The sequence below is a fragment of the Pseudomonas eucalypticola genome (assembly GCF_013374995.1).
Taxonomy (GTDB): domain Bacteria; phylum Pseudomonadota; class Gammaproteobacteria; order Pseudomonadales; family Pseudomonadaceae; genus Aquipseudomonas; species Aquipseudomonas eucalypticola.
In genome coordinates this window covers 28,139-40,463 of the sequence record NZ_CP056030.1, presented here as the reverse complement: position 1 = coordinate 40,463, position 12,325 = coordinate 28,139, and the positions used below count along the sequence as shown (strand labels likewise).

Below are 12,325 nucleotides of genomic sequence, written 5' to 3'. Positions count from 1 at the left end.
CGGCCAGTCAGACCGGTCCTGAAATGCTGTCAGCTGTTTTCAATTCGAAACCCAACCTTCAGGGTGACCTGGAAGTGCGCGGCCTTGTTGTTCTCGATGTGGCCACGGGTTTCCAGTACCTCGAACCACTCCAGGTGCTTGACGGTCTTGCCGGCTTCGGCCAGGGCGTTGTTGATGGCTTCTTCGATGCTGGTCGCCGAGGAACCAACCAGTTCGATGAGCTTGTAGGTGCGATGATCAGTCATGGTGAATCTCCTTTCGATAGTGGTCTTGAGCGTAGGTGGCCTTTTACCTCTGTGCCGAATCGGGCAGCAAAAGTTCACATGCACTGCACTTTCCGAAAGCGTTGCAGTCGGAAACTTACACGCACACTCACCACGCAGGAGAGACACCTATGGCTACTTCACTTCGCAAGGCTTCGTTGCAAAGCATGGAAGCGGAAATCGAAAGTCTGCTCAAATCGTTGGAGAGCTTGAAGGACGACGCGTCCGACGAGTCGCGCAAAACCCTGAAAAGCCTGCGCGCCAACGCTGAAAACGCCCTGAAACACTCGCGTCATCTGCTCAGCGACGTATATGAAGACGTAAAGGTGAAAACCCGCGAGACCGGCGTCGCCACCCGCGACTACGCCCAAGAGCACCCATGGACTACCGCTGGCGTTGCCGTGGGCGTACTGGGCCTTCTTGCCGGCTACCTGCTGGTCAAGCGCGGCAACTAATCGCCCTGGCGCGCCAGCTCCGTCGTGAGCCAGTGCGCCAGTTGCCGGGCGCGCCCATCCGTGGCGCGCCGGGGCACCCACAGCGCCAGGCGCGCCGCGGTTTCACTGAAGCCGAACGGCGCCGCCAGGCGACCGGCCCGAAGGTCATCGACCACCAAGGGTTCCGGAGCGATCGCCACCCCCAGGCCCGCCACGGCCGCCTCCAATAGATAATACAAATGCTCGAAACCCTGGCCGTAACTCAACTGGCCGGGATCGATGCCGTTGTGCCGCGCCCAATTGGGCCACGCCTGTGGCCGCGAAGTGGTATGCAGCAACGGTTGCCCTACCAGGCCCCGCGCGGCCATGCCCGTCAACTTGTCGAAATGCGCGTAGCGCGGGCTCAATACCGGGCCGATGCGCTCCACGGCCAGCTCATGGACCTGCATGTCGGCCGGCCACGGTGGCTCGGCGAACACCAGCCAGGCGTCCAGGCCAGGACGCCTCGGGTCCAGGTCGCCCTCGCCGGCGGAGAGGTGCAAACGCAGGTCTGGCAGGTCGGCATTCAGGCGTCCCAACCTGGGAATGAACCAGCGTGCCAGCAGGCTGCCTGAGCAGCCCAGCACGAACGGGGCATCGCCGGCGCCCTGGCTGATCTCGGCACAGGCACTGCGCAGCCGCTCGAAGGCGTCACCGCTGGCATCGCGCAGGCGCTGCCCTGCATCTGTGAGTTTGAGGCCGCGCCCTTCCTTGACGAACAGGCTGACCCCCAGGTGTTCTTCCAGCACCTTCAACTGGCGGCTGATCGCGCCGTGGGTTACGTGCAACTGTTCGGCGGCACGGCTGACGCTGTTCAACCGGGCGGCGGCTTCGAAGGCACGCAAGGCGTTCAGGGGAGGCAGGTCACGGCTCATGGTATGTGTGAGTTTTCCTGACAGGTTGCAGCAATCTTATCGGTTTTTTTCAACGCGTGCCGTGGTTACAGTAGATTCATAGCAAGCCCATTCCTGTTCACTGGAGCGACCCATGACCCAGACCAACTTCCGCAGCGGCCCCGACGCCAACGGCCTGTTTGGCGCCTTCGGCGGCCGCTACGTGGCTGAAACCCTGATGCCGCTGGTGCTGGACCTGGCCCGCGAGTACGAGGCCGCCAAGGCCGACCCGGAATTCCTCGAGCAACTGGCCTACTTCCAGCGCGACTACATCGGCCGCCCGAACCCGCTGTATTTCGCCGAACGCCTGACCGAACACTGCGGCGGCGCCAAGATCTACTTCAAGCGCGAAGAGCTCAACCATACCGGCGCGCACAAAGTGAACAACTGCATTGGCCAAGTATTGCTGGCCAAGCGCATGGGCAAGAAACGCCTGATCGCCGAGACCGGCGCGGGTATGCATGGCGTGGCCACCGCTACCGTGGCCGCTCGCTTCGGCTTGCCTTGCGTAATCTACATGGGTGCCACCGACATCGAGCGCCAGCAGGCCAACGTGTTCCGCATGCGCCTGCTGGGCGCCGAGATCGTCCCGGTCACCGCCGGCACCGGCACCTTGAAAGACGCCATGAACGAAGCGCTGCGCGACTGGGTCACCAACGTCGAGGACACCTTCTACCTGATCGGTACCGTGGCCGGCCCACACCCGTACCCGGCCATGGTTCGCGACTTCCAGTCGATCATCGGCAAGGAAACCCGCGAGCAGCTGCACGCCAAGGAAGGGCGCCTGCCCGATAGCCTGGTGGCCTGCGTGGGCGGCGGCTCCAACGCCATGGGCCTGTTCCACCCATTCCTGGACGACGCCAGCGTGGAAATCTTCGGCGTGGAAGCGGCCGGCCACGGCGTGGACACCGACAAGCATGCTGCCAGCCTCAACGGCGGCGTACCGGGCGTGCTGCACGGTAACCGCACCTACCTGCTGCAGGACGCCGACGGCCAGATCACCGACGCCCATTCCATTTCCGCGGGCCTGGACTACCCCGGCATCGGCCCCGAGCATGCTTGGTTGCACGAGATCAAACGCGTCAACTACGTCAGCATCACCGATGACGAAGCCCTGGCCGCGTTCCACACTACCTGCCGCCTGGAAGGCATCATCCCGGCCCTGGAGACCGCCCACGCCCTGGCGGAAGCCATCAAGCGCGCGCCGACGTTACCAAAGGATCACCTGATGGTCGTCTGCCTGTCCGGGCGTGGCGACAAAGACATGCAAACCGTGATGAGCCATATGGCCGCCGCCGAGCAGGAGAAACTGGCATGAGCCGTCTTGAACAACGCTTCGCCGATCTGAAAGCCGAGGGCCGCGCCGCTTTGGTGACCTTCGTGACCGCCGGCGACCCTGGCTACGATGCCTCGCTGGCCATCCTCAAGGGCCTGCCAGCCGCTGGCGCCGACGTGATCGAGCTGGGCATGCCCTTCACCGACCCGATGGCGGACGGCGTGGCGATCCAACTGGCGACCTTGCGCGCCCTGGACGCTGGCCAGACCCTGAAAAAAACCCTGCAGATGGTGCGCGAGTTCCGCGTCGACAACGACACCACTCCGATTGTGTTGATGGGCTATTACAACCCCATCCACCGTTTTGGTGTGGAAGCCTTCGTAGGCGAGGCCAAGGAAGCCGGCGTGGACGGCCTGATCATCGTCGACCTGCCGCCTGAGCACGACGCCGAACTGGCCACCCCGGCCCAGGCAGCGGGTATCGACTTTATCCGCCTGACCACGCCGACCACCGACGACGCGCGCCTGCCACGTGTACTGGAGCGCAGCTCCGGTTTTGTCTACTACGTATCCGTGGCCGGCGTGACCGGTGCCGGTTCCGCTACCACTGAGGCAGTCAGCAGCGCCATCGAGCGCCTGCGCCGCCACACCGATTTGCCGATCAGCGTCGGCTTCGGTATTCGCACGCCGGAGCAGGCAGCGGCAATTGCTCGTCTGGCTGACGGCGTGGTAGTGGGGTCGGCGCTGGTGGACAAGATCGCCAAGGCCGCTTCGCCAGAGCAGGTAGTGGGGGACGTCCTGGAGCTGTGCTCCGCCTTGGCACAGGGCGTACGTAAGGCCCGTGTAAGCTGAAGGTAAATATCTTGTTACAAAGGAATTAGTGGCTGATTTCTTTGACTAAATCGGCAAGACCAGAGGGAACCTGATCGATAAGATCCGGTTCCCTTTTTTGTTGTTAGAGCAGTGAGGATTCGCTCGATGAAACTGTCCAAACCATTGATTGCCGGCCTGGGCCTGATGCTTGTCGGCATGACGTCCCTGGCCCATGCCGACCAATGGGGCCCGGGCGGCCCGGATGACCACGGCCACTACGATCATCGTGACGACCGCCACGACGACCACCGTTTCGACCACGGCGGCCCACCGCCGCGCGATTTCGGCCCTATCCGCCAGCACGCGTTCGAGCACCGCGGTTACTTCGGCCGGGCCGAGCGCCTGCCGCCAGGCGTGTTCGTGGTTCAAGGGCGCCCACTGCCACCCGGCTACGGCCGCCCGCTGGGCCCGCGTGAACTGGAACAACTGCCGTACTACCCAGGCTACCAGTGGATCGCCTACGGCCCGGATATCGTGCTGATTCAGGACGGCACCGGTGTGGTTTACCAGGTACTGCAGGGCGTCCTGGCCTACTGATTTTCCTTTTGATACACCACCGCGAGGAACGCGTATGAAACTGCCAAAATCCCTTATCGCAGGTATGGGCGTGCTGCTGGTTGGCGTCACCCCTCTGCTGCAAGCAGCACCCGGCCCGGACGACCAGCGCCAGGGCGGTGAGCAACACCAGCAACAGGGTGGCCCACAGGGCAATGAACATGGCGCGCCGCAACAGCAGCACGCCGGCGGTGGCAATCGTCCCCCACAGGACTTCGGCCCTGTGCGCCAGACCATCCAGCAGCACCGCGACAGCTTCGGTCGTGGCAGCCCGCTGCCGCCGAACGTGCACGTGGTCAAAGGCCGCCCACTGCCCCACGGCTACGGCAAGCGCCTGGACAGCCGTGCCCTGTCGCAGCTGCCACGCTACCCAGGCTACGAATGGCGCCGCCTGGGCACTGACGTAGTGCTGATCTCGGTAGGCACCGGCGTGGTGTACGAGATTCTCGATGGTGTGTTGAACTGATAGAGCCCGCAACACCCTTGCGGGACCGGGCGTAGCTCGTGAACCAGCCACTGCGGGCTCCTATGGGAACCCGTGGCGACTTATCCCAAGCTTCGCCCGGCCCCACAGCTTAATCGGCGCCGAACACCGATAGCTTCAAAGGCCGTACCGCTCCCATCCAGATCGCATGGTCCCGGTGGTCCGCCAATTCATCCCCGCTCAGCGGGTGCATGAACACCACAAGCCCCCTGCGGTTCATCGCCAGCCACGGCAGCATTTCACTCACCAATTGCGGCCCGAACGCCAGCTGGCAGCTCCAGTCGGGGTGCGGCCCTACCTGCTTTTCGTGAACCCGCCCCATCACCACCTCGGGAAACAGGCGTGCGGCTTCTTCGCACAGGGCGCGGGCTTGAGCGAGGGTGGAGGCATCGAAGTAGACGTGGGCATGGTAGCCGTTGATGGATTGCAAAACGTTGTCTCCGGGCAGTCTGGCGCTGTCACAATATCATGTCTGACCGCGCTCCCTGCGGGCCCGATTGCTCCCCGCGCAACCACTCCACAAACCGCCCGATCAGTTCTCCCCGCCGCTTGCGCTGTGGCAACACCACGTAATACCCCAACGCCGAGCTGGCCGTTTCCACGATGGGCCGGCATAGCAACCCCTGCTCAATCAAAGCATCCACCAAGTGCCGCCAGCCAATCGCCACCCCTTGCCCGGCTATCGCCGCTTGGATCAGCAAGGTGTAGTTATCGAACCGCAGTTGCCCCGGTGCAGGCGCACTGTGAATGCCCAGTGTGCGAAACAGTCCCGCCCAGTTGAACCAGTGGCTGGTGCTTTCCCCACGCAGATGCAACAACGGCAGGTCCAGCAAAGCCTGCGCCGACAGGGGCAGCGCGCGGCCTTCCAGCAGCCTCGGGCTGCACACCGGGAACACTTCCTCGGCAAACAGCCAGTGGCTGTCCCCCTGCTTGAATCGACCATCGCCAAACAGCACGGCCACATCGATATCGGCACGCAGCATGGCGTGGCTACGTTCACTGGTCACCAGGCTGACGTCGACGTGCGGGTGGGCCTGGTGGAAGCGGTGCAGGCGGGGCATCAGCCAGTAGGCGGCGAAGGCAAAGTCCGTGGCCACCTGCAGCACTTCGTGCTGCGGCTGGAGGGTGATGGCGGCCAGGCCCTGGTCGATGGCCTCGAAGCCCGCTTGCACGGCTTCGAACAGGGTGCGGCCAGCATCGGTCAGTTCGATGCCCCGGTAGACGCGATCGAACAGGCGTGTGGCCAGTTGTTCCTCCAGGCGCTTGATTTGCTGGCTGACGGCAGGCTGGGTGGTGCCCAGTTCGGCAGCGGCGACTGTGAAGCTGCGATGGCGGGCAGCGCACTCGAAGGCGCGCAACAGGTCCAGGGACAGGTATGCGAGGCTATTTAACATTAGCTGTGCTTATCCTAGGCATTGCCCGGTATGGGCTTTACCGCATTTCAGCGCGATCGCATTCTGGTTGGCGAGCACTTTCGCATAATTCAACACTATGGAATGCCGCCCACCTATGAAGCGCAAGAACATTCTCTTCATCATGGCCGATCAGATGGCCGCGCCGCTGTTGCCGTTCCATGCCACGCATTCGCCCATCAAGCTGCCCAACCTGACCCGCCTGGCTGAAACCGGCGTGGTATTCGACGCCGCCTACTGCAACAGCCCGTTGTGCGCGCCATCGCGATTCACCCTGGTCAGCGGGCAGTTGCCCAGCAAGATCGGCGCCTACGACAATGCGGCCGACTTCCCCGCCGATGTACCCACCTATGCCCACTACCTGCGCCGCCTGGGTTACCGCACCGCACTTTCGGGCAAGATGCATTTCTGCGGGCCGGACCAATTGCATGGCTACGAAGAACGGCTGACCAGCGACATCTACCCTGCGGATTACGGTTGGGCAGTGAACTGGGATGAGCCCGATGTGCGCCCCAGCTGGTACCACAACATGTCCTCGGTGCTGCAGGCCGGGCCGTGCGTACGCACCAACCAGCTGGATTTCGATGAAGAGGTGGTATTCAAGGCGCAGCAGTATCTATATGACCATGTGCGCGAAAGCGGTGAGCAGCCGTTTTGCCTGACCGTCTCCATGACCCACCCACATGACCCGTACACCATCCCCAGGCGGTTCTGGGACCTGTACCGTGATGAAGACATCCCGCTGCCAGCCAATGTGCCTGGGCAGCATGAACTGGACCCGCACTCCCAGCGCCTGCTCAAGGTCTACGACCTGTGGGACAAACCGCTGCCCGTGGACAAGATCCGCGATGCGCGCCGTGCCTATTTCGGGGCGTGCAGCTATATCGACAGCAACGTCGGCAAGCTGCTGGAGACCCTGGCCGAGACGGGCCTGGCCGACGACACCATCATCGTCTTTTCCGGCGACCACGGCGACATGCTCGGCGAGCGCGGTCTCTGGTACAAGATGCACTGGTTCGAGATGTCGGCGCGGGTACCGCTGCTGGTGTGTGCCCCGGGGCAATTCAAGGCGGCACGGGTGAGCGCAGCGGTATCCACGGCGGACCTGCTGCCAACCCTGGTGGAACTGGGCGGTGGCGAAGTGGACCCCAGGCTCCCCCTGGATGGCCGCTCACTTGTCAGCCATCTGCGAGGGCAGGGCGGTCACGACGAAGTGTTCGGCGAGTACATGGCCGAGGGCACCGTCGGCCCATTGATGATGATTCGCCGCGGCGACTTCAAATTTATCTACAGCGAGGACGACCCTTGCCTACTCTACGACGTACGCCACGACCCGCAGGAACGTGAGGATGTGAGCCAGTCACCTGAACACCAGGTACTGTTCACCGCACTGCTGGCCGAGGCGCGGGCCAAATGGGACGTGCCGGCGATACGCCAACAGGTGCTCGCCAGCCAGCGTCGCCGCCGTCTGGTGGCCCAGGCCCTGAGCGTGGGCAAGCTGAAGAGCTGGGACCACCAGCCGCTGGTGGACGCCAGTCAGCAATACATGCGCAATCACATCGACCTGGACGATCTGGAGCGCAAGGCCCGTTATCCACAACCCTGCCAAGACCAATAACGTTCGAGGGGAAGTCCGATGAAGTTATCCACACAGGCCCTATTCGCGCTGCTGACCGTAGCCAGCCTGCACGCGCAGGCCGACGAACAAAGCTGCAGCACCGTGCAGATGGCCGACCCCGGCTGGAGCGACATCGCCTCCACCAATGCCATCGCTGGCCTGCTGCTGGGCGGCATGGGCTACACGGCCAAGGTCGATACCCTGGCGGTGCCTATCGCCTACGGAGGCCTCAAGGATGCCAAGGTGGATGTCTTCCTGGGCAACTGGATGCCTGCGCAGCAGGGCTTCTACGACAAATTCGTGGCCACCGGGGATGTGACCCAGTATGCGAAGAACCTGGAGGGCACCGAATTCACCCTTGCGGTGCCGGACTATGTCTGGGATGCCGGTGTGCACAGCTTTACCGACCTCAATACATACGCTGAACAATTCGGCAGCAAGATTTACGGTATCGGCTCCGGTGCCCCGGCCAACCTGTCGATCCAGCAGATCATCAAGAAAAACGAGTTCCAACTGGGCAAATGGAAGCTGGTGGAATCCAGCGAGCAGGCGATGCTCTCGCAAGTTCGACGGGCTGTGGATAAAAAACAGTTCGTGGTATTCCTCGGCTGGACCCCGCACCCCATGAACGTGGAAATAAAGCTCCATTACCTGACGGGTGGCGAGGCCTATTTTGGCTCCAGCGGCAGCGTCTATACCCTGACCCGCAAGGGTTATGCACAGGCGTGCCCGAACGTTGCCAAGTTGCTGGGCAACCTTGTCTTTACCCAGGAGATGGAGAACAGCATCATGGCCGACGTGGTCAACACCAAGGTCAGCTACCCGGACGCGGCGAAAAAGTGGATCAAGGCCAACCCGGCGGTGCTCGATAAGTGGCTCGATGGGGTAAAGACCCTGGATGGCCAGGATGCCTTGCCGGTAGTGAAGACACGCCTGTAACCAGGCCTGAAGCCAGCTACCAGAAAACGAATGAATATAGAGAGACCAATGCGCTGGCCCAGACTGGCTAAACTGCTGCCGTTCCTCGCCTGGCTCCCGCGCCAGACCCGCGCCAGTATCAGCCGTGATGCGGTGGTGGGCCTGAGCGGTGCCATTCTGGCCCTGCCGCAATCCATCGCTTACGCCCTGATCGCCGGCCTGCCGCCCGAGTACGGCCTGTATGCGGCGATCATCCCGGTGCTGGTCGCCTGCTTGTGGGGTTCGTCCTGGCACCTTATCTGCGGGCCCACGGCGGCCATTTCCATTGTGCTGTATGCCAGCGTGAGTCCTTTGGCCGTGCCCGCCAGCGAGGACTACGTCACGCTTATCCTGCTGCTGACCTTCCTGGCGGGTATTTTCCAGTGGCTGCTGGGCATGCTGCGCTTTGGCGCGCTGGTGAATTTTGTCTCCCATTCGGTGGTGCTGGGCTTTACCTTGGGTGCCGCCATCGTCATCGCCATCGGCCAACTGCCTAGCCTGATGGGCATCACCCTGGCCAGCCAGGCCACGGCATTCGCCAGCCTTGCCAATCTGTTCGAGCATCTGGGCGAGGTAGACAAGGCTTCGCTGATGCTCGGGCTGTTCACCCTGGCCCTGGGCTTGCTGCTCAAAGCCCTGGTCCCGCGCTGGCCCACGCTGTTGATTGCCCTGGTCAGTGGTAGCGCTGTGGCGTGGATGTGGCCGGCGATGTTCGCGCATGTACAACGGGTCAGCGCTTTCGTTGGCCAGTTACCGCCGTTCAGCGCACTGCCCACTGACCCAACGCTGGTACTGCGACTCCTGCCAAGCGCTGTCGCGGTGGGTATGCTCGGCCTGGTTACCAGCCTGTCCATTGCCCGCTCCATCGCTACGCGTTCGCAGCAGATGCTCGATGCCAACCAGGAAGTTCGCGCTCAAGGGCTGTCGAACATCGTAGGGGCGTTCTTCTCTGGCTCGCTATCGGCGGGCTCGTTCACGCGCTCAGGCCTGAGCTTTGAGGCGGGCGCCTGTTCGCCGCTGGCCGGGGTGTTCTCGGCACTGTGGGTGGCGTTGTTTGCCGTGACCGGCGCCCAGTTGATCGCGCAGATTCCAATCCCGGCCATGGCCGGCAGCATCCTGCTCATCAGCTGGGGCCTGATAGACCATCGCGGTATTCGCGCGCTGTTTCGGGTAAGCCGTTCAGAGTTCGTGGTCATGGCCCTGACCTGCCTGGCCACGCTGTTGCTGGAACTGCAGACCGCGATCTACGCCGGGGTACTGGCGTCGTTGTTCTTCTACCTCAAGCGCACGTCACAGCCGCGGGTACAGCAATGGCGCGACGGTGACGAAGAAGTGTTGCGCGTCGGCGGTTCGATCTTCTTCGGCGCCAGCCATTACCTGCAAGTACGGCTGCAGCGCGCGCAGGGCCTGCGAGTGGTCATCGACGCCCAGCAGATCAACTTCATTGATTATTCAGGGGTGGAGATGCTGCATCAGGAGGCCCGACGCCTGCGCGCCCAGTCGCGCAGCCTGACATTGCGCCATGCCCGCGCCCAGGTAATCGAAGAGCTGAACAAGCTGGAAGGGGCAGAACACTGCCCGATCCAGTTCGAGCATTAACCGGCGGCCATCTCCTGGCGCAGGGTTTGTAGCACCGCCTTGGAGTCCGGGTTCACACCGCGCCAGTAGGTGAACGCTTCGGCGGCCTGTTCCACCAGCATGCCGAAGCCATCCAGCGCCAGCGCGGCGCCGTGCTCGCTGGCCCAGCGGCAGAATGGGGTCGGTTCCTTGCTGTACATCATGTCGTAGCACACGGTGACACCGGGCTGGATCAGGCTGCTGCTGATGGGCGGCAGGTCCCCGGCCAGGCTCGCCGACGTAGCGTTGATAATGATATCCACAGGCTCTTCCAGCCAGTCGAAGCCACTGGCCGCCACCGGCCCCAGGCCCGCGAAGATCTGCGCCAGCAACTCGGCCTTGTCGACGGTGCGGTTGGCGATGACCAGCGATACCGGTTGCTGTTCCAGAATCGGCTCCACGACACCACGCACCGCGCCGCCGGCACCCAGCAGCAGAATGCGCTTGCCCTTCAAGACGACGCCGGCGTTGTTCATCAGGTCGCGGACCAGGCCCACACCGTCGGTGTTATCGCCCCGGATGCTGCCATTGGCCTGGCGCGTGAGCATGTTCACGGCGCCAGCGCGCTGGGCACGAGGGGTAAGCACGTCGCACAGGCGGTAGGCGTCTTCCTTGAACGGCAGGGTAACGTTCGCCCCCAGCCCCTCCTGGAAGAATGCACGGGCATCGTCGGTAAAGCCGTCGAGGGGGGCCAGGCGGGCGCTGTAGTCCATGGTCTGGCCGGTCTGCTCGGCAAACAGGCGGTGAATGGCGGGCGACTTGCTATGGCCCACCGGGTTACCAAAGACGACGTAACGATCCATTCTGCCAACTCCTAATCTGTGTCTCGCACTAAAGGGTTATCCACAGCGGCTGTCAGGCCTCGGCCAGCCAGTCGCGGTCGGTGAGAAAGTAGTCAGTCAGGCGTGCCTCTTCGCTGCCAGGCGCCGCCTTCCAGTCGTAGCCCCAGCGCACCTGCGGCGGCAGCGACATCAGGATCGACTCGGTGCGGCCACCCGACTGCAGGCCGAACAGGGTGCCACGGTCGTACACCAGGTTGAACTCCACGTAGCGGCCACGGCGAAATTCCTGGAATTCACGCTGCTGGGTGGTGTAGGCGGCGGCCTTGCGGCGCTGGACAATGGGCAGGTAGGCCTCAAGGTAAGCATCGCCGATGGCCCGCATGAAGGCGAAGCTGGTGTCGAAATCCCACTCGTTCAAGTCATCGAAGAACAAGCCGCCGATACCTCGGGGTTCATTGCGGTGCTTGATATGGAAGTAGCGGTCGCACCACGCCTTATAGCGCGGGTAGACATCTTCGCCGAACGGCGCACAGGCACGCTCGGCCACGCGGTGCCAGTGGATGCAGTCGTCTTCGTTGGCGTAGTACGGGGTCAGGTCGAAGCCACCACCGAACCACCACACGGCTTCTTCACCTTCCTTCTCGGCAATGAAGAACCGCACGTTGGCGTGGGACGTCGGCACATGGGGGTTGTGCGGGTGGATGACCAACGACACGCCCAGTGCCTCGAAGCCGCGGCCCGCCAGTTCCGGACGGTGGGCGCTGGCCGAAGGCGGCAGGCCGCTACCGAAGACGTGGGAAAAGTTGACCCCGCCCTTTTCGATCACCATGCCATTCTCGATCACTCGGGTGCGCCCACCGCCACCGGCGGCACGGGCCCAGGCATCCTCGACAAAGCGGGCGCCGCCATCTTCGGTTTCAAGGGCGCTGCAAATGCGCTCTTGCAGGTCGAGCAGGTAGGCTTTTACGGCTTCGGTGCGGGTAGTCATGGCATCACCTTGGAACGGGCAGAGGCCGGGCCGCGCTGGGGGAAACCGCGGCCCGAGAGCAAATTCGGCGCGTAGCATAGCATCGGTGGCACACTTTGAGCGGTTGACGGCGCCCGGACAAAAGCGTCCGATAGA

The 12,325-nt window shown here is 63.1% G+C and carries 14 protein-coding genes; 8 read left to right on the top strand and 6 right to left on the bottom strand.

Annotation, left to right across the window (positions count from 1 at the left end; translation table 11 throughout):
* Positions 1–29: 29 nt before the first annotated feature.
* On the bottom strand, positions 30–245 hold the full coding sequence (locus HWQ56_RS00195) for a dodecin (RefSeq protein WP_158153038.1): 216 nt from the start codon (positions 243–245) through the stop codon (positions 30–32).
* Positions 246–394: 149 nt separating this feature from the next.
* Here HWQ56_RS00195 and HWQ56_RS00190 point away from each other — a divergent pair, with 149 nt between their 5' ends.
* The gene (locus HWQ56_RS00190; RefSeq protein ID WP_158153037.1) at positions 395–718 is read left to right on the top strand and encodes an ElaB/YgaM/YqjD family protein; all 324 of its coding nucleotides are present in this window, start codon (positions 395–397) and stop codon (positions 716–718) included.
* Here the strand turns inward: HWQ56_RS00190 and HWQ56_RS00185 are convergent.
* Positions 715–1,611 carry a LysR family transcriptional regulator gene (locus HWQ56_RS00185; protein WP_176569497.1) on the bottom strand — a complete coding sequence of 299 codons (897 nt, stop codon included), beginning with the start codon at positions 1,609–1,611 and terminating at the stop codon, positions 715–717. The two genes, HWQ56_RS00190 and HWQ56_RS00185, sit on opposite strands and share 4 nt — an antisense overlap.
* A 112-nt stretch (positions 1,612–1,723) precedes the next feature.
* On the opposite strand from HWQ56_RS00185, the gene trpB reads away from it, so the two are divergent.
* From trpB to HWQ56_RS00165, 4 genes are all read left to right on the top strand, one after another.
* Positions 1,724–2,947, top strand: coding sequence for a tryptophan synthase subunit beta (gene trpB / locus HWQ56_RS00180; protein WP_158153035.1), 1,224 nt, complete (start codon positions 1,724–1,726; stop codon positions 2,945–2,947).
* Positions 2,944–3,756 (top strand): tryptophan synthase subunit alpha, encoded by an 813-nt coding sequence (gene trpA, locus HWQ56_RS00175; RefSeq protein ID WP_176569496.1) that lies wholly within the window; start codon positions 2,944–2,946, stop codon positions 3,754–3,756. Before trpB ends, trpA begins: the two co-directional genes overlap by 4 nt.
* Before the next feature lie 126 nt (positions 3,757–3,882).
* Positions 3,883–4,314, top strand: a complete 432-nt coding sequence (locus HWQ56_RS00170; protein ID WP_158153033.1) for a hypothetical protein — start codon at positions 3,883–3,885, stop codon at positions 4,312–4,314.
* A 34-nt stretch (positions 4,315–4,348) separates the two neighbouring features.
* A complete protein-coding gene (locus HWQ56_RS00165; protein WP_158153032.1) occupies positions 4,349–4,798 on the top strand; it encodes an anti-virulence regulator CigR family protein in 450 nt (149 codons plus the stop codon).
* Between the two features lie 109 nt (positions 4,799–4,907).
* On the opposite strand, the gene HWQ56_RS00160 is transcribed toward HWQ56_RS00165, so the two are convergent.
* Positions 4,908–5,246 carry a DOPA 4,5-dioxygenase family protein gene (locus HWQ56_RS00160; protein ID WP_176569495.1) on the bottom strand — a complete coding sequence of 113 codons (339 nt, stop codon included), beginning with the start codon at positions 5,244–5,246 and terminating at the stop codon, positions 4,908–4,910.
* 28 nt (positions 5,247–5,274) lie between these two features.
* Positions 5,275–6,210 (bottom strand): choline sulfate utilization transcriptional regulator, encoded by a 936-nt coding sequence (locus HWQ56_RS00155; protein WP_158153030.1) that lies wholly within the window; start codon positions 6,208–6,210, stop codon positions 5,275–5,277.
* A gap of 115 nt (positions 6,211–6,325) precedes the next feature.
* Between HWQ56_RS00155 and betC the strand changes: the two genes are divergently transcribed.
* Genes betC through HWQ56_RS00140 form a run of 3 tightly spaced genes read left to right on the top strand, consistent with a single transcriptional unit; the run spans position 6,326 to position 10,402 of the window.
* Positions 6,326–7,846: a choline-sulfatase gene (gene betC, locus HWQ56_RS00150; protein WP_158153029.1), complete on the top strand. Its 1,521-nt coding sequence runs from the start codon at positions 6,326–6,328 to the stop codon at positions 7,844–7,846.
* Between the two features lie 18 nt (positions 7,847–7,864).
* A complete protein-coding gene (gene choX, locus HWQ56_RS00145) occupies positions 7,865–8,785 on the top strand; it encodes a choline ABC transporter substrate-binding protein (RefSeq protein ID WP_176569494.1) in 921 nt (306 codons plus the stop codon).
* 48 nt (positions 8,786–8,833) lie between these two features.
* The gene (locus tag HWQ56_RS00140; protein ID WP_176569493.1) at positions 8,834–10,402 is read left to right on the top strand and encodes a SulP family inorganic anion transporter; all 1,569 of its coding nucleotides are present in this window, start codon (positions 8,834–8,836) and stop codon (positions 10,400–10,402) included.
* Here HWQ56_RS00140 and aroE read toward each other — a convergent pair.
* Complete coding sequence (gene aroE, locus HWQ56_RS00135) at positions 10,399–11,223, bottom strand: shikimate dehydrogenase (protein ID WP_176569492.1); 825 nt, start codon at positions 11,221–11,223, stop codon at positions 10,399–10,401. The two genes, HWQ56_RS00140 and aroE, sit on opposite strands and share 4 nt — an antisense overlap.
* Before the next feature lie 52 nt (positions 11,224–11,275).
* Complete coding sequence (hemF, locus tag HWQ56_RS00130) at positions 11,276–12,190, bottom strand: oxygen-dependent coproporphyrinogen oxidase (protein ID WP_176569491.1); 915 nt, start codon at positions 12,188–12,190, stop codon at positions 11,276–11,278.
* Positions 12,191–12,325 lie beyond the last annotated feature (135 nt).

What these genes read in the sequence shown, in the direction of transcription:
- HWQ56_RS00195 (WP_158153038.1), bottom strand. Translation starts at nt 245, where the DNA reads ATGACTGATCATCGCACCTACAAGCTCATCGAACTGGTTGGTTCCTCG.
- HWQ56_RS00190 (WP_158153037.1), top strand. Translation starts at nt 395, where the DNA reads ATGGCTACTTCACTTCGCAAGGCTTCGTTGCAAAGCATGGAAGCGGAA.
- HWQ56_RS00185 (WP_176569497.1), bottom strand. Translation starts at nt 1,611, where the DNA reads ATGAGCCGTGACCTGCCTCCCCTGAACGCCTTGCGTGCCTTCGAAGCC.
- trpB (WP_158153035.1), top strand. Translation starts at nt 1,724, where the DNA reads ATGACCCAGACCAACTTCCGCAGCGGCCCCGACGCCAACGGCCTGTTT.
- trpA (WP_176569496.1), top strand. Translation starts at nt 2,944, where the DNA reads ATGAGCCGTCTTGAACAACGCTTCGCCGATCTGAAAGCCGAGGGCCGC.
- HWQ56_RS00170 (WP_158153033.1), top strand. Translation starts at nt 3,883, where the DNA reads ATGAAACTGTCCAAACCATTGATTGCCGGCCTGGGCCTGATGCTTGTC.
- HWQ56_RS00165 (WP_158153032.1), top strand. Translation starts at nt 4,349, where the DNA reads ATGAAACTGCCAAAATCCCTTATCGCAGGTATGGGCGTGCTGCTGGTT.
- HWQ56_RS00155 (WP_158153030.1), bottom strand. Translation starts at nt 6,210, where the DNA reads ATGTTAAATAGCCTCGCATACCTGTCCCTGGACCTGTTGCGCGCCTTC.
- betC (WP_158153029.1), top strand. Translation starts at nt 6,326, where the DNA reads ATGAAGCGCAAGAACATTCTCTTCATCATGGCCGATCAGATGGCCGCG.
- choX (WP_176569494.1), top strand. Translation starts at nt 7,865, where the DNA reads ATGAAGTTATCCACACAGGCCCTATTCGCGCTGCTGACCGTAGCCAGC.
- HWQ56_RS00140 (WP_176569493.1), top strand. Translation starts at nt 8,834, where the DNA reads ATGCGCTGGCCCAGACTGGCTAAACTGCTGCCGTTCCTCGCCTGGCTC.
- aroE (WP_176569492.1), bottom strand. Translation starts at nt 11,223, where the DNA reads ATGGATCGTTACGTCGTCTTTGGTAACCCGGTGGGCCATAGCAAGTCG.
- hemF (WP_176569491.1), bottom strand. Translation starts at nt 12,190, where the DNA reads ATGACTACCCGCACCGAAGCCGTAAAAGCCTACCTGCTCGACCTGCAA.